General features: G+C 68.2%; 23 protein-coding genes. 7 read left to right on the plus strand and 16 right to left on the minus strand.

Annotated elements, in window-relative coordinates; all coding sequences use genetic code 11:
* The first annotated feature begins 42 nt into the window (after positions 1 to 42).
* The 3 genes from E1H18_RS02965 to E1H18_RS02975 all read left to right on the plus strand — a co-directional run bounded on the left by E1H18_RS02965 (position 43) and on the right by E1H18_RS02975 (position 4,526).
* Positions 43 to 2,961 carry a TonB-dependent receptor gene (locus E1H18_RS02965; RefSeq protein WP_370526402.1) on the plus strand — a complete coding sequence of 973 codons (2,919 nt, stop codon included), beginning with the start codon at positions 43 to 45 and terminating at the stop codon, positions 2,959 to 2,961.
* A gap of 97 nt (positions 2,962 to 3,058) precedes the next feature.
* Positions 3,059 to 3,580 (plus strand): RNA polymerase sigma factor, encoded by a 522-nt coding sequence (locus E1H18_RS02970; protein ID WP_241735860.1) that lies wholly within the window; start codon positions 3,059 to 3,061, stop codon positions 3,578 to 3,580.
* Positions 3,570 to 4,526, plus strand: coding sequence for a FecR domain-containing protein (locus tag E1H18_RS02975; protein WP_172263530.1), 957 nt, complete (start codon positions 3,570 to 3,572; stop codon positions 4,524 to 4,526). The genes E1H18_RS02970 and E1H18_RS02975 overlap by 11 nt, the downstream gene beginning before the upstream one ends.
* Positions 4,527 to 4,533: 7 nt before the next feature.
* Here E1H18_RS02975 and E1H18_RS02980 read toward each other — a convergent pair whose 3' ends face one another.
* The 8 genes from E1H18_RS02980 to E1H18_RS03010 all read right to left on the minus strand — a co-directional run bounded on the left by E1H18_RS02980 (position 4,534) and on the right by E1H18_RS03010 (position 11,644).
* Entirely contained in the window at positions 4,534 to 5,883 is a 1,350-nt protein-coding gene (locus E1H18_RS02980) for an alginate export family protein (RefSeq protein ID WP_172263532.1), read from the minus strand.
* Complete coding sequence (locus E1H18_RS02985) at positions 5,880 to 6,299, minus strand: DoxX family protein (protein WP_172263534.1); 420 nt, start codon at positions 6,297 to 6,299, stop codon at positions 5,880 to 5,882. The genes E1H18_RS02980 and E1H18_RS02985 overlap by 4 nt, the downstream gene beginning before the upstream one ends.
* Before the next feature lie 2 nt (positions 6,300 to 6,301).
* On the minus strand, positions 6,302 to 8,161 hold the full coding sequence (locus tag E1H18_RS02990) for an amidohydrolase (protein ID WP_206679017.1): 1,860 nt from the start codon (positions 8,159 to 8,161) through the stop codon (positions 6,302 to 6,304).
* Positions 8,162 to 8,244: 83 nt separating this feature from the next.
* Entirely contained in the window at positions 8,245 to 8,448 is a 204-nt protein-coding gene (locus tag E1H18_RS02995) for a DUF1427 family protein (protein ID WP_172263538.1), read from the minus strand.
* A gap of 76 nt (positions 8,449 to 8,524) precedes the next feature.
* Entirely contained in the window at positions 8,525 to 9,178 is a 654-nt protein-coding gene (locus E1H18_RS03000) for a hydrolase (protein ID WP_172263540.1), read from the minus strand.
* Between the two features lie 165 nt (positions 9,179 to 9,343).
* Positions 9,344 to 10,576 carry an ABC transporter permease/substrate-binding protein gene (locus E1H18_RS03005; protein ID WP_241735861.1) on the minus strand — a complete coding sequence of 411 codons (1,233 nt, stop codon included), beginning with the start codon at positions 10,574 to 10,576 and terminating at the stop codon, positions 9,344 to 9,346.
* Between the two features lie 11 nt (positions 10,577 to 10,587).
* Positions 10,588 to 10,890: a hypothetical protein gene (locus tag E1H18_RS26610; RefSeq protein WP_241735862.1), complete on the minus strand. Its 303-nt coding sequence runs from the start codon at positions 10,888 to 10,890 to the stop codon at positions 10,588 to 10,590.
* Positions 10,883 to 11,644 carry an ABC transporter ATP-binding protein gene (locus E1H18_RS03010; protein WP_172263542.1) on the minus strand — a complete coding sequence of 254 codons (762 nt, stop codon included), beginning with the start codon at positions 11,642 to 11,644 and terminating at the stop codon, positions 10,883 to 10,885. The genes E1H18_RS26610 and E1H18_RS03010 overlap by 8 nt, the downstream gene beginning before the upstream one ends.
* Before the next feature lie 149 nt (positions 11,645 to 11,793).
* Here E1H18_RS03010 and E1H18_RS03015 point away from each other — a divergent pair, with 149 nt between their 5' ends.
* Positions 11,794 to 11,952 carry a hypothetical protein gene (locus E1H18_RS03015; protein ID WP_172263544.1) on the plus strand — a complete coding sequence of 53 codons (159 nt, stop codon included), beginning with the start codon at positions 11,794 to 11,796 and terminating at the stop codon, positions 11,950 to 11,952.
* Positions 11,953 to 12,085: 133 nt separating this feature from the next.
* On the opposite strand, the gene fliE is transcribed toward E1H18_RS03015, so the two are convergent.
* From fliE to flgB, 3 genes are read right to left on the minus strand one after another with little or no spacing between them, the layout of a single operon-like run.
* Positions 12,086 to 12,397: a flagellar hook-basal body complex protein FliE gene (fliE, locus tag E1H18_RS03020; RefSeq protein ID WP_172263546.1), complete on the minus strand. Its 312-nt coding sequence runs from the start codon at positions 12,395 to 12,397 to the stop codon at positions 12,086 to 12,088.
* An 11-nt stretch (positions 12,398 to 12,408) separates the two neighbouring features.
* Positions 12,409 to 12,828: a flagellar basal body rod protein FlgC gene (gene flgC / locus E1H18_RS03025; RefSeq protein ID WP_172263548.1), complete on the minus strand. Its 420-nt coding sequence runs from the start codon at positions 12,826 to 12,828 to the stop codon at positions 12,409 to 12,411.
* Positions 12,829 to 12,839: 11 nt separating this feature from the next.
* A complete protein-coding gene (gene flgB, locus E1H18_RS03030; protein ID WP_172263888.1) occupies positions 12,840 to 13,283 on the minus strand; it encodes a flagellar basal body rod protein FlgB in 444 nt (147 codons plus the stop codon).
* Positions 13,284 to 13,403: 120 nt separating this feature from the next.
* Here flgB and E1H18_RS03035 point away from each other — a divergent pair, with 120 nt between their 5' ends.
* Genes E1H18_RS03035 through E1H18_RS03045 form a run of 3 tightly spaced genes read left to right on the plus strand, consistent with a single transcriptional unit; the run spans position 13,404 to position 15,463 of the window.
* Positions 13,404 to 13,712, plus strand: coding sequence for a flagellar biosynthetic protein FliO (locus E1H18_RS03035; RefSeq protein WP_172263550.1), 309 nt, complete (start codon positions 13,404 to 13,406; stop codon positions 13,710 to 13,712).
* Positions 13,709 to 14,521 (plus strand): flagellar type III secretion system pore protein FliP, encoded by an 813-nt coding sequence (fliP, locus tag E1H18_RS03040; protein ID WP_172263890.1) that lies wholly within the window; start codon positions 13,709 to 13,711, stop codon positions 14,519 to 14,521. Before E1H18_RS03035 ends, fliP begins: the two co-directional genes overlap by 4 nt.
* A 30-nt stretch (positions 14,522 to 14,551) precedes the next feature.
* Positions 14,552 to 15,463, plus strand: coding sequence for a ribokinase (locus E1H18_RS03045; protein ID WP_172263552.1), 912 nt, complete (start codon positions 14,552 to 14,554; stop codon positions 15,461 to 15,463).
* A gap of 10 nt (positions 15,464 to 15,473) precedes the next feature.
* Here the strand turns inward: E1H18_RS03045 and E1H18_RS03050 are convergent, their stop codons facing one another.
* The 5 genes from E1H18_RS03050 to E1H18_RS03070 all read right to left on the minus strand — a co-directional run bounded on the left by E1H18_RS03050 (position 15,474) and on the right by E1H18_RS03070 (position 20,514).
* Positions 15,474 to 15,968, minus strand: a complete 495-nt coding sequence (locus E1H18_RS03050) for a PAS domain-containing protein (protein WP_172263892.1) — start codon at positions 15,966 to 15,968, stop codon at positions 15,474 to 15,476.
* Positions 15,969 to 16,165: 197 nt separating this feature from the next.
* Entirely contained in the window at positions 16,166 to 16,585 is a 420-nt protein-coding gene (locus tag E1H18_RS03055; protein WP_172263554.1) for a MucR family transcriptional regulator, read from the minus strand.
* A 226-nt stretch (positions 16,586 to 16,811) separates the two neighbouring features.
* Complete coding sequence (locus E1H18_RS03060) at positions 16,812 to 18,029, minus strand: DUF2336 domain-containing protein (protein ID WP_172263556.1); 1,218 nt, start codon at positions 18,027 to 18,029, stop codon at positions 16,812 to 16,814.
* A 76-nt stretch (positions 18,030 to 18,105) separates the two neighbouring features.
* A complete protein-coding gene (locus E1H18_RS03065) occupies positions 18,106 to 18,990 on the minus strand; it encodes a crotonase/enoyl-CoA hydratase family protein (RefSeq protein WP_172263558.1) in 885 nt (294 codons plus the stop codon).
* A 189-nt stretch (positions 18,991 to 19,179) separates the two neighbouring features.
* Positions 19,180 to 20,514: a cytochrome P450 gene (locus E1H18_RS03070; RefSeq protein ID WP_172263560.1), complete on the minus strand. Its 1,335-nt coding sequence runs from the start codon at positions 20,512 to 20,514 to the stop codon at positions 19,180 to 19,182.
* Between the last annotated feature and the right edge of the window lie 68 nt (positions 20,515 to 20,582).

Below are 20,582 nucleotides of genomic sequence, written 5' to 3' on the forward strand. Positions count from 1 at the left end.
ATGGCGGCACGGCGCGCCTGGCCGGCGCGATCCGGCGCGATTGTGAGCCTCGCCGCGGGCGTGGCGACGATCGCGGCCGCACCCGCCTGCGCCGAAACGCCCCGCCGCTTCGCCATCGCGGGCGGCGAGCTCTCTCAGGTCCTCAACACCTTCTCCCGTCAGGCCGACATCTCGGTCATGACCCTGGCCGACATCCGCCATCGCACCAGCCGCGGCGTACGTGGCGTGCTGACGCCCACCGAGGCGCTGAACCGACTGATCGCCGGTCAGAAATTACACGCGGTGGCGGCGGGCGGCGGGTACGTTCTGCGCGAAGCCTCCCCCATCCCCTCGCCGCCGCCTCCGGTTCTCCGCCCCGCCCCGCCGCTCGAGGCGCCGACCCAGGTCGGGACGGTGATCGTCACCGGGTTTCGCGAAAGCCTGCTGCGCGCCCGCGACCTGAAACGTCAGGCCAACGGCGCCCAGGAAGTGATCCTTTCCGAGGACATCGCCGCCTTCCCGGACCTGAACCTGGCGGAGTCCCTGCAGCGCGTGCCGGGCATGACCATCTCGCGCGACACCGGCGAAGGACGGCAGATCGCCCTGCGCGGCCTGGGGCCCGACTTCACCCGCGCCCAGCTGAACGGCATGGAGGTCTCGGCCTCGACCGCCTCGGGCATGGACAATCGCGGCTCGGTCACCCGCACGCGGGCCTTCGACTATTCGATCTTCGCCAGCGAGCTCTTCAACCGGGTCACGGTCTGGAAGTCCTACGCCGCCGACCAGGACGAGGGCGGCATAGGTGGCACGGTCGAGCTGCGCACCGCCAAGCCGTTCGACTATGCGGGCGACAAGCTGGCCTTCTCGGCCAAGGCGTTGACCAACAGCGCCACCGACGCGGTCAGCCCCCGCTTCGCCGCTCTGGCCTCGAAACGCTGGGGCGACCTGGGCGCGCTGGTCTCGGTGGCCTACAGCGAGAACGACGCCAACGAGTACGGCTATCGCAACTGGGGCTGGTCGCCGGTCACGTTCGGCGCGGCCAATATCGGCCCGGGCGTGGCGCGCGATGTCGCAGATCGACTGATCAACGCCACGGGCGACAACCGCGTCGTCGCCCCGATGGCCGCCACCTATTCCAGCTGGTTCGACCACCGCACCCGGCTGGGCGTAACCCTGGCCCTGCAGTACGAGCCCGGCGCCCGTCTGAAGCTGGGGGCGGACCTGCTGTACGGCCGCCTCTCCAACGACCGCGCGGAGTTCTCCCTGGCCGCGGCCGGCGACAATCCGCTGACCGGCGACGTCCGCGGCGCCCAGCGCCTGCGTGCCGCGGAGATCCGGAACGGCGGCCTCGTCTATGCCGACTATGCCGGCGGGGTCGATCTGCGCAGCGAGCACAAGCGGTCGGAGGACACGACGGTCTTCCTGCAGGGCGCGCTGAACGGCGAGATCCAGGCGACCGACCGCCTGCGCGTACGCGGCATGGCAGGCTATTCGAAGTCCGATTTCGAAGGGCCGATCTTCGACAAGATCTTCCTGCAGACCCGCGACAAGGCCTTCGCCTACGATCTGCGCGGCGCCGACAGGGACGCCCGCAGCACCTATGGCTTCGATCCCACCGACCCGGCCGTCTGGAGCCTGATGCGCGCCGACGTCCGCGAGGACCGGGTGGTCAACGCCTTCTCCACCGGCCGCCTCGACCTGGACTACAAGCTCGCGCCGACGCTCTCGGTGCTGGGCGGCGCGCAATACAAGGCGTTCCGCAACGACGGCTACACCCGCCGCGCCCGCACCGACTATCCGACCGGCGGTCCTGAGATCCCCAAGATCCCGGTCTTCGAGACCTCGCTGATCCCCTACGCCGTCGCCGACATCGACGGTGCCTTCGCCCGTCTGGGCCTGCCCCGCGACCTGTCCGCCGCCGACGACCAGCCTGGCTCGCACTATTCGATCAACGAGAAGACCTGGTCGGCCTACGTCCTGGCGCGCATGGCCGGCGTCGCTGCAGGACGGTCCTGGCGCGGCGACCTGGGCCTGCGCTGGTACGCCACCGACCTGACCTCGGCGGGCATGGTCAACACCGGGACGCGCCTGGAGCCGGCCGTGATCCGCAGTTCCTATGACGGCGTGCTGCCGGCCGTGAACCTGGCCATGGACCTGTCGCCGTCGGTCGTGGCCCGGGTCTCGGCCAACCGCAACATCAGTCGGCCCAGCCTGTCGGACCTGCGGGCGGCCGGCAACGTCAACTCCGCCCCGTTCGGCGGTACGGTGTCCTCGGGCAATCCCAACCTGCGCCCGTTCCTGGCTGACGCGGTCGAAGGGGCGATCGAGGTCTATCAGGGCCGCACCGGCTACTTCGCCGTCAGCCTATTCTACAAGCGGATGGACTCCTTCATCACCACCGCCACCAGCGCCGTGCCCTACGGGTCCACGGGTTATCCCCTGGCCTTCCTGTCGCCGGGCAATGGCCCCAACACCATCTACAACTTCGTGCGGCCGGTGAACGGCGACGGCGCGGCGATCAAGGGCGTGGAGCTGGCCCTGCAGCGCGACTTCACCTTCCTGCCCGCCCCATTCGACAAGCTGGGCTTCGTCGGCAATCTCACCCATGCCGCCGGCCGCTCGAACGTGCTGATCGAGAACCGCGCGGTGGCGATGGACCTCTTCCAGCTGTCGCGCTGGACCTCAAACGCCACGCTCTACTACGAGACGCCGCGCTGGGGCGCTCGGGTGTCTTCGGCCTACCGGTCGGGCTATCTGGACGGCGCGGGCGGCAATGGCGCGATCGGCGCGGGCTACAAGGCCAGCAACAACATCGACTTCGCCGCCCACTACAACACCGCCGCCGGTCTTAAGATCGTGGTCGAGGGCGTCAATCTGACGGACGCCCCGATCACCCAGTACTCCGACCGGACGGCCAAGCGACTGCTGGCCCGCACCGTCAGCGGCCGCACCTTCACCCTGGGCGTGACCTATGAGTTCTGACGCCCTGCGAAAAAAGCTGCTGTCGCTGTCCCCGTTCAGCCGACCTGCGTCTCTACGGTCCATGGACGCGCGCACGACCATGCCGACCGGAAGCGCCATGACCGACGTGATCGCGGTGCTGCGGCCCCATGAGCGCAAGCTGGCGGCCTATATCGTGCGACGCTCCAAGGATCCCGGCCGGGCCGAGGACATCCTGCAGGAGACCTTTCTCACCGTCATGCGCCAGGCCCAGAAGCAGGAGATCACCCAGCCTCTGGCCTATGCCTATCGCGTGGCGGACTCGCTGATCTACGCCCAGGCGCGCCGCGACAAGCGCGAGGAGCCGATCGGCGACGAGGACTTCGGCTGCGACCTGCCTCTTCCCGACGCCGTCTTGGAGCACAAGCAGCGCGCCGCCGTGTTCGAGGCTGCGCTGCAGCGGCTGTCGCCGCTGCGCCGCGACATCTTCATGCGTCGTCATCTGGACGGCCAATCACGCCAGGCCATCGCCGACGATCTCCGGATCAACGTCGAGGCCGTCAAGAAACACCTCGTGCGGGCCATGGCCGAACTGGCCGGCGCGATGCAGGACGCGGCGGTCAACGCTGCGCGGGAAGGGAACGGCCGCGATGCGCGCTAACGACAACTGGCGACTGCCGTCAGACGAAGAACTCGAGATCGCCGCCGACTGGGCCGACCGCCTGCCCGACCTGACCGAGACCCAGCGCGCCGAACTGGAAGCCTGGCTGGCCGCCAAGCCGCGCCATGCGACCGCCTTCGCCCTGATGCGTGACACCCAGCGCGACACCGCCCTGCTGGACGCCGCCGAGCGCGTGCGCGCCGCGCCGGCCGCCAAGCGCTCGTTCCGCCTGAGCCTGATCGCCGCCGGCGTAGCCCTGGTTGCCGGACTGTCGGCCGTCGTCCTGGTCCGTCCCTATCTGGCCGAGAAGCCGCTCGAACTGGCCACGACCGTGGGCCAGCGCGCCGAGCACCAGCTCAGCGACAAGTCCGTCGTCACCCTGGCCGCCGACAGCGGCGTCTCGGTTCGCTACGGCCGCGACGGCCGCGACATCGCCTTGACCAAGGGCGACGCCGTGTTCGACGTGACCAAGGACGCCAAGCGTCCGTTCCGCGTCCAGGCCGGCGACACCCAGGTCACCGCCGTCGGCACGACCTTCGAGGTCGAGCGGGTCAGCGACGCGGTGCAAGTGCGCGTGTTCGAAGGCGTCGTCCGGGTCTCTCGCAACGGGTCCGAACAACGCCTGGGCAAAGGCCAATGGCTGATGCTGGCCTCCAACCAGGCCCCAGTCGGCGGCCGCCTGGACGCCGACAGTTACGCGGCCTGGCGCTCGGACTGGCTGGACGCCGACGGCCTGCCGCTGAAGTACGTGGTCGCCCGCCTGAACCGCTACACCACTCAGCACGTGGCTCTGCACGACCCCGCTCTTGGCGAGCTGAAAGTCACCGGTCGCTTCAAGCTGGATCGGCCGACGGAGTCGCTGACCATGATCGCTGCGCTGCTGGACATGCAGGCCCGTCCGGAAGGCGCGCGGGTCTATCTGACGCCGCGCCGCGCCCAGCCCTGACGTCCGGTCAGAACCGGAACTGGGCGAACAGCACCGCCAGATCGACCGGCTTGCCGCCCAGCGCACGGACAGCGGGCCCGGCCTCCTGGTGGACCAGCTGAGCCTGGAGCTTCAGGTTGCGATTGACCTGCCAGGTTCCGTCCAGCTGGCTTGCGCCGCCGACGTCCTTGGAAGGGTCCGACCCGGCAGGCGCCAGGGTGGCCAGGGGCTGGATGTAGATGGCGTCGGCCCCGCTCATCCGGCGATGCAGGGTGTAGCTGGCCTCCAGGCTGACGCCCTTCGTCGGCGTCACGCCCAGGCTGGGACGCAGCGACACCAGGTTGCCCCAGCTCATCAGCGTGGTCTCGTTGAAATAGCCGCCTTTTGGGAACAGCGGGTTGAAGGTTTCCAGCCGGTCGTCGGTTGGGTCGGTGTCGCCCGAACCCAGGTCCAGACGCAGGCCCAGGCGCGGTTTCCACGGCTGGTCCAGCGTATAGCCGCCGGCCGCCGAAGCCGACCAGGCGCGGATCTTCCGGCCGGCGAAGCGCCCGCCCTGCACCACACCCTCGGTGTCGTAGTCGAAGGCCCCGGCGGTCCCGGCCAAGCGCGCGCCAAAGCTGGTGCGGCGCTCATCGCCGGTCACCGTCCCGAACCGCACACGATCGCGGTCGAAGCCCAGGGCGTAGACGTCCAGCGTCTGGCGCGGCGACAGCCTGGTCGAAGCATAAAGGCCGTAGAAGCGCTGCCGGCGGTTGCGCGTGTCGTTGAAGGCGCCGGGCGAGACCGTGACAGGTTGCAGGTAGAAGGCGTCCAGCTTCATCGCGCCGCGGTTATGGGTGACCCGCACCCCGTCGAAGCTCTGGCGGATGTTAGGCGACTCCCGCACGGCGATGAAGCGCTGTGTCGGGTTCAGTTGCAGCTCCTGACGGCCCAGGCGCACGCGCCAGCCGGCGGCGGGCGCGACGTCGACGAACAGCACCTGGGCGTCGACGCCGTTGCGGTCCAGCGGCGTGGCTGGATCACGCTTGCCGATATCCCGATGCAAGCCCACCTCGCCATAGATCCGCAGCGCCGGCGCCAGATGCACGTCAGCGCTGAGCAGCAGTCGGCCCAGGGCGAAGGTGTCGGGCTGCTCGCCGTCGACGCCGAAGTGCGGCGCGTCGATCGCATCCACGCGCAGGCGCGCCTCGCCGCCGAGGCTCAGATAGGCCTGCCCGCCCAACGGGATGTAGCGCAGCGGATCCAGACCCGTGCGATCGGCGACGTTGCGCAGATAGCCGTAGTCCTCGTCCGAGCGCACCGGCTTGAAGGCCGGCGGCGGGGCAACAGCGCCCGCGCCGGCCAGACCCAGGGCCATGAGAGCGGCCGCGGCGCTCATCGCCCTGCGCGCTCCCGCTCGACCAGCGCGGCGGCCAGCATGAAGCCGCCGATCAGGCCGATGTGCTCCAGGAAGGTGTTGGTGGCGTGGAAGCGCGCCATGGGATCCTCGACCGTCCAGAACGGGTGGGCGATCACGGTGGCCAGGGCGGTGAAGGTCGCCAGGGCGCCGGCCGCCAGCCAGCTCAGCCGGCCCAGGATCAGCAGCAGCGAACCGCCCAACTGGACCAGGATGGTGGCGGCCACGACGAAACCGGCGAGCTTGAGACCGAAGTGGCCGGCCTCGGCCAGGGCGTCGGGCAGGTCGGTCAGCTTGGCGATCCCGCTGGCCCAGTAGGGCAAGGTCAGGACCGCGCGGGCGAAGACGCCAAAGGCCGGCTGGCGCAGCAGCGCCGCGATGGGTTTGGGGCTGCTCATGATCAAACCGCCCAGCAGCCGCAGCCCATGGCGCCCCAGAAGGAGCGCGCATCGCTGGTCGGAGCCTCTCGCTCATAGGCCGAGGCGTGGTCGTGGCCGTGAACGTTGCAGCTGCTGGCGCAGCCGCATGCGCTGGCCAGCGCCATGGCGGTCTTCTTCGACCGGTTCTGATAGCCGCCGAAGGTCCGGACCGGCGACCAGTCGGGCATGGCGGGCGGCAGATTGGGGGCAAGCTTGGAATAGCCACCCTCGCCATGCACCACCTTGCCGCCCAGAATGGTCAGCACCGCCGACAGGTGCGGGATCTGATCCTCGGACACGGTCATGTAGTCGTCCGACAGCACCGCCAGGTCGGCCAGTTGGCCGACGGCGATCTGACCCTTCTTGCCCTCCTCATTGGAGAACCAGGTATTGGCCGTGGTCCACAGGCGCAGAGCTTCCTCGCGGTCCAGCCGGTTGGCTGGCGGATAGAGGCGCGTGCCGCCCACGGTCTTGCCGGTCACCAGCCAGTTCAGCGAAACCCACGGATTGTAGCTGGCCACGCGGGTGGCGTCGGTGCCCGCGCCGACGGGGATCCCGGCCTTCAGCATCTTGTTGATCGGCGGCGTGGCCTCGGCGGCCTTGGCCCCGTAGCGCTCCATGAAGTACTCGCCCTGGAACGCCATGCGGTGCTGCACAGCGATACCGCCGCCCAGGGCCGCGATGCGGTCGATGTTGCGATCGCTGATCGTCTCGGCGTGGTCGAAGAACCAGTGCAGTCCCTCGAACGGCATGTCGCGATTGACCTTCTCGTAGACGTCCAGCGCCCGCGTGATGGTCTCGTCATAGGTGGCGTGCAGCCGCCAGGGCCAGCGGTTCTCGACCAGGTGACGGATCACCGGCTCCAGGTCGCTCTCCATATTGGCCGGCATTTCGGGACGCTCGACCCGGAAGTCTTCGAAGTCGGCCGCGCTATAGACCAGCATCTCGCCCGCGCCGTTGTGGCGGTACTTGTCGTCGCCCTGACCCGGCTTGACCTGCTTGGACCAACTCTGGAAGTCCGACAGCTCGGCCTTCGGCTTCTGGGTGAACAGGTTGTAGCTGATGCGCAGGGTCAGCTGGTCGTCGGCATGCAGCTTCTCGATGATCGCATAGTCGTCGGGATAGTTCTGGAAGCCGCCGCCGGCGTCGATCACGCCGGTCACGCCCAGGCGGTTCATCTCGCGCATGAAGTGGCGCGTGGAGTTCAGCTGGTACTCTTCCGGCAACTTAGGCCCCTTGGCCAGGGTGGCGTAGAGGATCGTCGCGTTCGGCTGGGCCAGCAGCAGGCCGGTGGGCTCGCCGGACGCGTCGCGCTGGATCTCGCCGCCGGGCGGATTGGGCGTGTCCTTGGTATAGCCGACGGCGCGCAGGGCGGCGCGGTTGAGCAGAGCGCGGTCATAGAGGTGGAGGATAAACACCGGCGTCTCGGGCGCGGCGGCGTTGATCTCGTCCAGGGTCGGCAGGCGCTTCTCGACGAACTGGTGCTCGGTGAAGCCGCCCACGACGCGCACCCACTGCGGCGGCGGCGTGTTCTGGGCCTGCTTCTTCAGCATGGCCATGGCGTCGGCGAGGGTCGGCACCCCGTCCCAGCGCAGCTCCATATTGTAGTTCAGCCCGCCGCGGATGATGTGCATGTGGCTGTCGATCAGGCCCGGGATCACCCGGCGGCCGGCAAGATCGATGATCGTCGGGTTCGGACCGGCGGCGGCGCGGACCTCGCCCTCCTCGCCGACCGCGGCGAAGCGGCCGTCACGGATCAGGGCGGCGTCGGCGCGCGGATTGCTGCGGTCCAGGGTGGTGAATTTGCCGTTGATCAGCAGCAGGTCGGTCGGAGCGGGCATGTCTGGCTTCCAAGGGGCGGCGAAGGCGGAACTGGGCAGGAGCGAGGCTCCCAGCGCGAGGGCGCGACGACGGCTGAGCGGGGTCATGCGGGATCCTTGGGGCTGGAGGTTTCGACTGGCGTTTTGGCCACCAGATGCTTGGCGACCGGGAGCATCTGCTCGCCTAGCAGCATGCCCAGAAGGCCCAGTAGCGCGATGGCCGGCGGGGCGGGCGAGCGGACGTTGAGCAGCGAATAGAGGACGCCCGCCAACAGGCCGGCCCCCAGCGAGAGCAGATAGGGTTTCATGGCGTCTTCCGGGCTGGAGAGCCGGGGCGGAACCGACGAAAGGTCCCGCCCCGGAAAGCGATCGTCAGGCGAAGGCTCAGCCTTCGGACGCGCCGAACATGGTCTTGGCGTAGGTGATGCCCAGGCCGTAGGCGCCGCCGAACTTCTTGGCCACACCGGTCGTCATCTCGTAGGTCTCGCCGCGGGCCCAGTCGCGCTGCATCTCCAGCAGGTATTGCAGCGAAGTGATCGGCTGGGCGCCGGCCTGGATCATCCGGGTCACGGCGCGCTCGTGCGCCTCGTCCGAGATGTCACCGCAGGCGTCGGTGATCACGAAGACCTCGAAGCCCTGGTCGATGGCCGACAGCGCCGGACCGACGATGCAGACCGAGGTCCACAGACCAGCCAGCACGATGCGCGGCTTGCCCAGGGCGTTGACCTGAGCGATCACCGCCTCGTCTTCCCAGGTGTTCATCGAGGTGCGGTCCAGCAGCGGCTGGCCCGGGAAAGCGTCGGTGATTTCCGAGAACATCGGGCCCGAGAAGCTCTTCTCGGCGACGGTCGTCAGGATGGTCGAGACGCCGAAACCGGCGGCGGCGTTGGCGACCAGGGCCGCATTGGTGCGCAGCAGGCTGGCGTCGATCGACTTGGTGGCGAAGGCCATCTGCGACTGGAAGTCGATCATGACCAGGGTGTGGTCGGTCGGGGTCAGGAGGCGGGCGCCGGGAGCGGCCTTGGCTTGCGGGGTCATGATCGGATGTCCTTCTTGGCCTTTGGGCGAACCGCTTTGGCCGCCGCGCTTGCTGTGATGTGAAGAACTTGACCGGGATCAAATGCGTTAGAAATGGAAATGATAGAAATTTATAGTTTCCATTTTTGAACCGCGACAGCCAAGCCCAAACCGCGCTAGGCGGTGTTATCGACGCAGCATCCTGGCGGCTTCGGTCGGACTTTTCTTGTCTGTATCGCGGTCGACGGCATAGTTGGCGGCCTGCATTGCCTGCACGCCGATACTCCCGCCCAGCGGGCCCAGAGCGTCGAGCAAGCGGCGATCGTCCGCCCGCTTCGGCGAGACCAGGATCACCGCGTCATAGGGCGGCAGCGCGCCCTTGGGGTCGGCCAGCAGCACCAGATCGTCGGCGGCGATCCGGCCGTCCGAGGAAAAGGCCGAGATCACGTCCGCCTCGCGGCCCGCCAGCGCCCGATACATGAAGGTCGGCTGGAACTGGCGCTTGGTCTTGAACTTCAGGCCGTAGGCGCTCTCGACGCTTTTCCACTCGGGCCGCGAGAAGAACTCCAGGTCGCCGCCCATGGTCAGTTGCGGAGCCTTCGCCGCCAGGTCGGCCAGGGTCTTGATCCCCAGTTGCTCGGCGCGCTCGCGGCGCATGGCCAGGGCGTAGGCGTTCTCGAAGCCCAGGGCGTTCAGCAGCACCACGCCGTCCCGGGCCTTCAGTTCGGTGCGCAACCCCTCCAGCACCGCCTGGCGGCCAGGATTGTCCTGGCGGTTCAGGATGTTGGCCCACAGGGTGCCGGAATAGTCGACATAGGCGTCGATCTCGCCGCTGGCCAAGGCGCGGTAGGCGATGACCGAGCCGAGATTGACGCGGCGCTGCACGCTCGCCCCTTCGGCCTCCAGTCGCCCAGCCATCAGCTCAGCCAGGATGTACTGTTCGGAGAAGTTCTTGGCGCCGATCACATAGGCCGCCTGGCCCTGCGACAGCGCCCGGCCGGCCAGGGGCGCCAGCGCCGCCAGGAGACCGATCAGCAGGCCCGCGCCACCGCTCCACAGGCGCCGACGCCTGCCTCGGGCCACACCGGTCTCGATCAGAGCCAGCAGGCCGTCGACGACCAAAGCCAGACCCGCAGAGGCCGCGCAGCCGACCAGCACCGCCACCCAGTCCTCGGTCTGTAACCCTGAAAAGATGTGGTCGCCCAGCGAGGTCTGGCCGACGGGCGTGGAGAGGGTCGCGGCGCCAATCGTCCAGACCGCGGCCGTGCGCACGCCGGCCATGATCACCGGCGCGGCCAGGGGCAGCTCCACCCGCCACAGCCGCTGGCGGTCGGTCATGCCCACGCCCCGCGCGGCCTCGACCACGGCCGGGTCGACACCGGACACGCCCGCCGCCGCGTTCCGCAGGATCGGCAGCATCGAGTAGAGCGTCAGGGCCAGCAGCGACGGCAGGAAGCCAGGGCGGGGAAGCCGTGGCCGAAGGCCTTCACGGCAAGGCCCGAGAGCAGCAACAGCAGCGGATAGAACAGGGCCAGCAAGGCCAGGCTCGGGATCGTTTGGACGAGACCGGCCGCGCCCAGAGCAATCCATTTCAGGCGCGGGTTGCGCGCGGCGGCGATCCCCAGCGGCAGGGCGACAGCCAGGCCCAGCGCCAAGGCCGAAGCCGAAAGCGCGACGTGCCAGCCCAGGCGCTCGGGCAGGACCGCGAGGGCGGCGTTCAGACGATCAGCCACGGGCCAGCTCCGCGAGACGTTCGGCCTGGGCCTTGGGCGCAGCGATCAGATCGGCGACGACGGGGTCCGGGTGCCCCGCCAGCAGCTCTCGCGGCGACGCATGGGCCAGCGCCCAGCCGTCCGCCATGACCACCACCTCATCGGCCAGCAGCAAGGCCTCGCCGACGTCGTGGGTGACCATCACCGTGGTCAGGCCCAGCTGATCGTGCAGCGCCCGGACATCGTCGGCCAGGGCGACGCGGGTCACCGGGTCCAGCGCCCCGAAGGGTTCGTCCATCAGGAGGATCGAGGGCCGCGCCGCCAGGGCCCTCGCCACGCCGACCCGCTGGCGCTGGCCGCCCGACAGCTGCGACGGCGCCCGGCCGGCCACCTCGCGCGGCAAGGCCACCAGATCCAGAAGCGCGTCGACCCGCGCGGCGATCTCGGCCGGCGGCCAGCCCAGCAGCGTCGGCGTGATCCCAATGTTCTGGGCGACGGTCATGTGCGGGAAGAGGCCGATCTCCTGAAACACGTAGCCGATGCCCCGCCGCAGTTGCGCCCCTGGCCTCTGCGCAATGTCCGCGCCCTCGATCAGCACCCGCCCGGAGCTTGGGGTCGACAGTCCGTTCATCAGCTTCAGCAGCGTGGTCTTGCCCGCCCCCGAGCCGCCGACCAGGGCCACGAACCGCCCCTTGGCGATCTCGAGCGAGGTCTCCCGCAGCACGATCCGGCCGTCGTAGGACTTGCTGACCTGGTCGAGGATGATGGCGCTCATCGGAACTCCGGAAGGGCGAGAGAATCAACCGTTCGCCAACCCAAGCGTTGACTCAACGCCCAGGTGCGACAAGGCGGCGCGCGACAGGTCGTCAGGTTCGCAAAGGCCGAGTCAATCTCGACCATGAGGGCAGGTTCAAGGAGCGCCTCATGTCCGTCATCACGCAAGCCCGCCCGTTCGATCCCCGTCCAGTTCGTCGCCCCGTGCGTCAATGGCCGCTGGGTTTTGCGGTGCTGGTGGCCGCCGTGCTGAACGCGGTCGTGTGGGGCGGTCTGTTCACGGTCGCCAAGACGTTTCTCAACTTCTAGGCCCCGACGCCAGAGCCACCCGTTTGTTGAGTAGGCGTAAGCGTAATCCCCTCCCCTGAAGCAACTTGGGCCGCGTCCTCTTCGGACGCGGCCCATTTTCTTTGGTCGCTACAAGGGAGAAGCGAAACAGCCGTCAGATCGGCATCCGCATGATTTCCTGATAGGCCGAGATCACCTGGTCGCGGACAGCCATCACCGTTTCCAGGCTGGCCTCGGCCGAGCTGATGGCGGTGACGACGTCGACCAGTTCGGCCTTGCCGGCGACCTGGGCGGCGATCTTGCTCTCGGCGACCTTCGAGGTCTTGGCCGCACCCTCCATGGCCGACTTCAGCATGTCGCCGAAGTCGACGCCCTTCTTGTCCGAGCCGCTGAGCGAGCCGATCGAGCCGACCCCCATCGCGCCTTGCGAGGCATAGGCCTTGGCGGCCGCCAGTGCGGTGATCATCGCCTAGTCCCCTACTTCTTGATGATGTCGAGGGTGCGCGCTTCCATGGCGCGGGCCGTCTCGATCACGTTGAGGTTGGCTTCGTAGGCGCGCTGGGCGTCCTTCATGTCCAGCGCCTCGACCAGCGTGTTGACGTTGGGCAGCTTGACGTAGCCCTTGGCGTCGGCGGCCGGGTTGCCCGGGTCGTATTCGGTCTTGAAGTCGGCGCGGTCGGGATCGACGCGCAGCATCTGCACGCCCTCGGCGCCCGACACTCTGGTCGGCTTGAACACCGGAACCTGACGGCGATAGGGGTCGCCGCCGGCGGTGCGCGCCGTCGAGTTGGCGTTGGCGATGTTTTCCGCGATGACGCGCATGCGGCCCTGCTGGGCGCGCAGGGCCGACGAGGCCACCGCCATGGTCGCGAGCGCGTTGGATTTGATCTCGGGCATCGCCTAGCTCCTTAGCCGCCGGGCTTGCGCGCGGCGGTGCGCAGCATGTTCATGGATTTCTGGTAGAAGGTGATCGCCGCGTCGTAGTTCATCCGCGCGTCGGTCATCTTCAGCATCTGGTCTTCGAGCGACACCGCATTGCCGTCGAGGGTGACCTCGGAGTCGACGCCGGCCGACGAGCGCCAGGCGCTGGGCGCCTTGGACGGCGCCATGTGCGAGGCCGAGGTCTCCATCATGCGAACGCCGCCGGTCGGGGCCGCTGCGCCGCCACGATAGGGCGCGCCCGAGGACTGGTTCATCAGCGAGGCCTGGAAGCTGTAGGCCTTGAGGTCCGCCGGACGGTAGCCAGGCGTGTCCGCATTGGCCACGTTCTGGGAGACAAGCTTCTGCCGTTCGGTCAGATAACCGAGGCGGCTCTTGAGCATGCCGAAAAGGGGAAGATCGTCCGGACCCATGGCGATCATGGTGAAGAAACAGGGTTAATCCCGCATTAAGAAGCCTCAGGCACACCAGGGCATGTGGGGGCGATCCCCTGCGCCATCTCGTCTCACCCACCTCGCTGCTTCGGGCCGTTCATGGACCCTCTCGAATTCATCCGCGCCCTGGCGGCGCTGGCGATCACCCTGGGCCTGATCGGCCTGGCCGCCTGGGCCTTGCGCAAGTTCGGCCCCGACGCCGTGGGCCGGATGATCGCCGCGCGGCAGGACCGCCGCATGCGGGTGGTCGAGAGCCTGGTCCTGGATCCGACCCGCCGCCTGCTGATCGTCAGCCTGGACGGCGAGGAGCGCATGGTGCTGCTGGGTGACGGCAAGCTGCTGGACTGGATCCCGCAGCCGCCCAAGACGCCTGTTCAAACCGTTTCCGATCCGGAGCCCGTGGCCTGATGCGCGACCTCCTCAAGGCGGTGACCGGCGCCAATGCCGAAGACCTGCGGCGCGCCGCGATCATCTCGGTGCTGGCGGCGTTCGCCTGCGCCGTCATGCCGGCCGTCGCCCTCGCCCAGGCCGGGCAGTCGGCGATCAACGTCAACCTCGGCACCGGCGCGGGCCTGACCGAGCGGGTCGTGCAGTTGGTCGGCCTGATGACGGTGCTGTCGCTAGCCCCGTCGATCGTGATCATGACCACCTCGTTCGTGCGGATCGTGGTCGTCCTGAGCCTATTGCGCACCGCCATCGGCGTGCAGCAGAGCCCGCCCAACCCGGTGATCATCAGCCTGGCTCTGTTCCTGACCGCCATCGTCATGGGCCCGACCTTCGAGCGCTCGTACGACGCGGGCATCAAGCCCCTGCTGGACAACCAGATGGAGCTGCCCGCCGCGATCGACGCCGCCGGCGGCCCGGTCAAGCAGTTCATGCTCAGCCAGGTGGGGCGCGACGACCTGGCCCTGTTCGTACGCCTGTCCAAGACGCCCCGCACCCAGAACGCCCAGGAGCTGCCGCTGCAGGTGGTCACCCCGGCCTTCATGATCTCGGAGCTGAAGCGCGCCTTCTCGATCGGCTTCCTGCTGTTCATCCCGTTCCTGGTCATCGACCTCGTCGTGGCCAGCGTGCTGATGAGCATGGGCATGATGATGCTGCCGCCCGCCACCATCAGCTTGCCATTCAAGCTGATCTTCTTCGTGCTAGTGGACGGATGGCGACTCGTCGCCGGCAGCCTCGTCGAAAGCTTCCAGCGCGGAGGCGGCGGCGGCTAGCCGCTCCAGGACCTTAGAAGACTAAAGCTCATGACCGTTTTCGTTCTCGGCTCGATCAATCTGGACGCTGTGGCGCGGGTCGATGACCTGCCACGTCCTGGCGAGACCGTCGCCGGCCTGTCCCTGGAGCTGTTCCTGGGCGGCAAGGGCGCCAACCAGGCGGTCGCCGCCGCACGAATGGGCGCGCCCACCCGCCTGATGGGCGCGGTCGGCGGCGACGACAGCGGCAAGAGCCTGAAGGCCAAGCTGGCCGGCTACGGCGTGCAGGTCGCCGACGTCGTCGAACTTGAGGGCGTGCCCACCGGCCAGGCCCACGTCTGGGTCGCCAACAGCGCCGAGAACATGATCGTGGTCACCGCCGGCGCCAACGCCACGGTCACCCCGCAGCAGGTCACGGCCACGCCGCTGGAGGGCCAGCGCGTGCTGCTCTGCCAGCTGGAGACCCCGGCCCACGCCATCGAGGCCCTGTTCCGCACGGGCGCGGCCAAGGGGGCGCTACGCATCCTCAACACCGCTCCGGCCCTGCCGCAGGGCGCAGCGCTGTTCCCGCTGACCGACATCCTGATCCTGAACCAGACCGAGCTGGCGACCTACGCCAAGCTCGACCACGAGCCGGTGCGCCTGGAGCAGGTCTCGGTCGCCGCCCGCAAGCTGATGAGCCGCCCGGACCAGACGATCATCGTCACCCTGGGCGCGGCCGGCGTGGCCGCCGTGCGCCGCGACGAGGCCTTCCTGGTCGAGGGCCGCAAGGTCAAGGCGATCGACACCGTCGGGGCTGGCGACTGCTTCTGCGGCGCTCTGGCGGCAGCCCTCGCCGCCAACATGGACCTGCGCGAAGCGGTCGAGATGGCCAACGCCGCCGCCGCCCTGTCGGTGCAGAAGGCCGGCGCCGCGCCCTCGATGCCGAGCCGCCGCGAGGTGGAAGCGTTCCTGGAAGGGTAGAGGGCGGCGCTTAAGCCGCGCGGATGCCCGAGACGCCTTCGGACTGCGAGCCGACCACCGCGTCGTAGCCCAGGATCATGTCGACGTCCTTGCCGTTGCTGGCCAGCGGCAGACGCAGCCACAGGATCGACATGTGCGGCGTGCCGCGCCAGGCCAGGCTGTGAACCCCGACGCCGGGCCGGCGCTCGTCGACGACCTTGTCCAGCTCCTTGCGCCAGTAGTCGAAGGCGGCGGTGTTGTAGACGTCGCCGATCATGCGGCCGGTGATCTCGCGCCCATAGACGCCGTAGAGACCCGTGCCGGCCAGACGCAGACGGTAGTCGCGCGGCTGGTTCACGACGTCGATCAACGACACCGTCGGCAGCAGCCGCTTCATGCTCGAAGGGTGCAGGTCGACGCGCGCCGGGAGGCTCGCCCCCCGGCGGAGGGACGCCCAATAGGCGAACATCTCCTGGTGAGCGCGCGCCGCTGTGGCGGATGCGCTCAGTTGCGCGGACATCTTCAGAGTCCTTAACAAGCCTTTGGAATCACTTCGATTCACTATCGCTTAAGGAACGAATCGGCGTCCAGCGAAAAACGGCCCGCACAGAGAGATTCCCGGGGAGAGTCAACCGAGAACGGAAACGCCCGCCGTCCGGGTTCGGACGACGGGCGCTAGCGGCTCGAACCGTGCGACACGGCCAAGCTATTGTTCAGACTCGGCTATTTGCCCTTGCGCGCAGGCTTACGTCCGCCCTGGCCCAGGCCCATCTGCTTGGCGAGGTTCGAGCGGGCCTCTGCGTAGTTCGGGGCGACCATCGGGTAATCTTTCGGCAGACCCCACTTGGCGCGGTAGTCTTCGGGGGTCATGTCGTACTTGGTGCGCAGGTGGCGCTTCAGCGACTTGAACTTCCGGCCGTCCTCCAGACAGATCAGATAGTCCGGCGTGATCGACTTCTTCAGCGGAACCGCGGGCTCCTTCGGCGGCGCGATCGGCTCGGCGACCGGCGAGCCGACGGCGGCCAGGGCGCTATGGACTTGCTTGATCAGGGCCGGCAGGTCGGCGGTCGAGACCGCGTTGTTGCCAACATAGGCGGAGACGATACCCGCCGTCATCTCGATGAGATCCGATTGATCTTCCATAAGGCCTCGCCAGTCGCAAAATCTTGCGGGTATCCGGATTGATTCCGACACCAATCGAGGCGTGCATACAAAGATTGTCTGCGCCGATCAATACGCGGGCATCAAGAGATCATCTGTAATGGTGCAGTGTTCACGACAAACGCTCAACCCATCATATGATGAGTAAGGGAGGTTGAGTTCCTGAACCTAAACCGCCGACCAACTCGAAGATCAGCGATATCCCTATTTATCGCCCGAAGTCGCGGGCAAGCGCCAGCATAGCCGCACGCTGGGGCGTCGAGTACTCGTCGATCGCCGCCTCGTCGCCTTCGCGGATGGCCTTGATCAGCGCGGGGGTCAGGGCCGAGGTCAGAGACCAGTTCCAGTAACGCAGCACCGTCTGGGCGCGATCGACGGCGATGGTGTCGTAGACCGTCAGCACCCGCTCCAGGGCGTGGTCGATCACGCCGCTGCGATCGACCTCCTGCCGGCGCAGGCCACGCCACAACTGGCGCACGCAAGCGCGCGGCAGGCCGGTGGCCTTGCACAGGATGGCCAGAGGCTCGCCGCCCGGATCGGTGAAGATCTTGGCGCCGGTCATCGGCTTGAGGCCCGAGAGGTACGAGATCTCTTCGGCGATCTCGCGGGTCACCCCGCCCTCGGCCGCGGCGACGGCGGCGTCCAGGCTCTCGAACGGGCTCTTGGCGATGGCGGCGCGATTGCGCTGACGGCGCTCGATGAATTGCAGGGCCTTGCGCGACAGCGGATCCTGCCAGCCCTCGGCCGAGGCCAGGGCGAAGACGTCGCCGACGGCGTCCTGCAGGATCTCCCGCGAGACGGCGAAGCGCTGGAGGATGGTCTTGCGGGCCTCGGCGTCGGCCCACCAGAACATGACATAGGCATGGCTGGGGCGCAGCTCGGCCCTGCGCAGCAGCAGCGGGATCAGGTGCTGGGCGTCGCGGGTGGCGGCGACGACGTTCTCGACGCCCTGGTGGCTGATCTTGACCAGTTCGTTGCGCAGCAGGGTCTCGATGACCGGCGCCTCGGCCATGTCGATCAGGGCGTCGGCCACGACCTCGCTGACGCCGCGTCGCTGGGCGATCAGCCGGCGGTGCTCCATCGAAGCGTTGTAGAGGCAGCTGATCAGGTCGGCGTCCGACAGCTTCTCGGCGTCGACCAGCAGACAACGGGCCACCGGCAGCTCGTCGCGCAGCAGCAGACGCACCAGCACCCCGGGCATTTCGTTGAGCATGGCCAGGCGACGGGCGACCTTTTCGCGCTCGGTGACATTGGCGTCGCGCAGCATCTCGACCAGCAGGTCGGCGGTCATCGACCGCTCGAAAGCGTTGATGCGGCTGGTCGGCAGGCAGACCACGTCGGCCAGGCGCTTGAGCAGGGTCGTGCGTGAGCGCGGCGCGGGCTTGGCGGCCTCTTCGAACGACGATGTCAGGCCGGGATCGCTCATGCGTCGGAAGAGAGCAGATCGTGATTAACGGGCCGTGAGCGGGAACGCGACAAAGCGCCCCCGCGCAGTGTTCGCCTCAGCGGAACTCCGGCTCCTTCCACTCGGGCCAGATGTCCGGAAGGTCGGCCGAGACCTTGTTCGGATAAATCGGCGCGCGCTTCTCCAGGAACGAGGTGACGCCCTCCTTGGCGTCGCCCGACGCGCCGCGCGACTGAATGGCCCGGCTGTCGGCCATGTGGGCGTCCATCGGATGGGCCGCGCCCGCCATGCGCCACAGCAGCTGGCGAGTGATGGCCACCGAGACCGGGGCGGTGTTGTCGGCGATCTCGCGGGCCAGGGCGCGGGCGGCGGGCAGCAGGTCTTCCGGCGCGTGCAGCGAGCGGACGAGGCCCCGATCCAGCGCCTCCTGGGCGTCGAACACCCGGCCGGTGTAGCACCACTCCAGCGCCGTCTGCAGGCCGACCAAGCGCGGCAGGAACCAGCTGGACGCGGCCTCGGGATTGATGCCCCGACGCGCAAAGACGAAGCCGAACTTGGCGGCCGTCGAGGCCATGCGGATGTCCATCGGCAGCTGCATGGTCACGCCCACGCCCACGGCTGCGCCGTTGATCGCGCCGATGATGGGCTTCAGGCTGTCGTACATGCGCAGGGTCACGCGGCCGCCGCCGTCGCGATAGACGTCGCCGACCTTGCCCTCTTCACGCTCTACGGCCTGGGGCGAGGAGCGGTCGAAGGTGCCGCCGCCGCCGCCCAGATCAGCCCCAGCGCAGAACGCGCGGCCCGCGCCCGTGACGATCACCGCCTTCACCGCGTCGTCGGCGTCGGTGACGTCGAACACCTCGATCATGTCCTTCATCATCCGGGCGGTGAAGGCGTTCATCCGGTCCGGGCGGTTGAGGGTGATCGTCGCGATCCCGTCCTCGACATCATACAGCAGGGTCTCGAAGGTCGGTTGCGACATGGGACGTTTCCTCTCCTGGCTTTAGGGCCAGTCAAACATGCGTATGAACGGGCGGCAACGACTTAGCGCCCCCTCCGTCACGTCGCCTATCGGCGCCGCGCCACCTCCCCCGTTTCACGGGTGAGGAAGAGGCAGCTTCTCCTCCCCCGCCTGCGGGGGAGGTGGCGGCGAAGCCGACGGAGGGGGCGCTCACCCCCGCCGCACCCCCAGCTTGCTGATCGCGTGGACGAAGTTGTTCGGCGCGATCTCGATCTCGCCGGTCCAGGCCAGATCGGGGAAGCGGGCCAGGATCTGCCGATAGGCCTCCTCCAGCTGGATCTGGGCCACGCGCTTGCCGATGCAGGTATGGGGGCCGTAGCCGAAGGCGATGTGCTTGCCAGCATTGGCGCGGGTAACATCCAGCTGGTCGGGATTCTCGAACATGGCCGGATCGCGGTTGGCCGCGCCGTAGTACATCACGGCCTTCTCGCCCTCGCGGATCAGCTGGCCATTGACCTCGACGTCGCGGGTCGCCGTGCGGCGCATGTAGATGACCGGGCTGACCATGCGGATGAACTCGTCGACCGCCCCGCCCAGCAGCGACGGATCGGCGATCAGCCGTTGCTTCTGCTCCGGGAACTGCGTCAGCAGCTTCATCGCGCCCGACAGGGTGTTGCGGGTGGTGTCGTTGCCGGCGAACACGATCAGCAGCCACGAGCCGTCCAGATATTCGTCAGCCAGCAGAGAACCGTCGACCTGGGCCCGCGCGATCGCGGTCATCAGGTCTTCCTTCGGATCCTCGCGCCGCTTCTTCAGCATCGTTCGGCCGTAGTCGAACATCTCCTCGACGCCGTTGTTGAAGTCCTGGACGAACTGCATCAGCTCCAGCGTCGGCGCGACGGGCGCGGCGGCGTTCTGCACCGCCAAGTCCTGGGCGCGCTCCAGATAGTGCATCCATTTCAGGAAGCGCGGACGATCCTCCGGCGGCACACTCAGGATCTCGCACAGGGTGAACAGCGGCAGGATCGAGCTGAAGTTCTCGACCATGTCGATCGCCGCGCCGCCGGCGAGCTGCGGCTCCATGCCGTCCAGCAGCCGCGTGACCTCGCCCTTCACCCGGTCGGTCAGACCGCGCAGATAGCCGGGCGTGAAATAGGGCATGTGCTCGCGGCGCAGCTGCAGGTGATGCGGCGCGTCGAGATTGATCATGGTATCCATCGACGCCCGGAACAGCAGGGCGTGGCGCTTGTCCGGCGGCCCCATCGACATCAGGATGCCGCCGCGCTGGGACGAAAAGGCCTCCGGATCGCCATTGACCCGCTGGACATCCTCATAGCGCGTCAGAGCCCAGAAGCCCGGCCCGCCGAACGGCTCGGGGTGCCACATCACCGGTGCGTCGTGGCGCATTCGCGCGAAGTCGGCCCAGGGCTGGCCCTGGGTGAAGCGGAAGATGTCGGCGAGGTCGATATCGCCCAATGTCGGATAGGTCGGCGGCGCGCCGGGACCGGCTATGCCGTCCACCACCGTCTGGCTGATCAGGTCCATGGCGTTCCTCCCACGCTTTTCACGAACGTCGTTCGTTGACGTGACGATAGACAAGCCCCCTGCCCCGC

The organism is Caulobacter sp. RHG1, assembly GCF_013181195.1.
Lineage (GTDB): Bacteria > Pseudomonadota > Alphaproteobacteria > Caulobacterales > Caulobacteraceae > Caulobacter.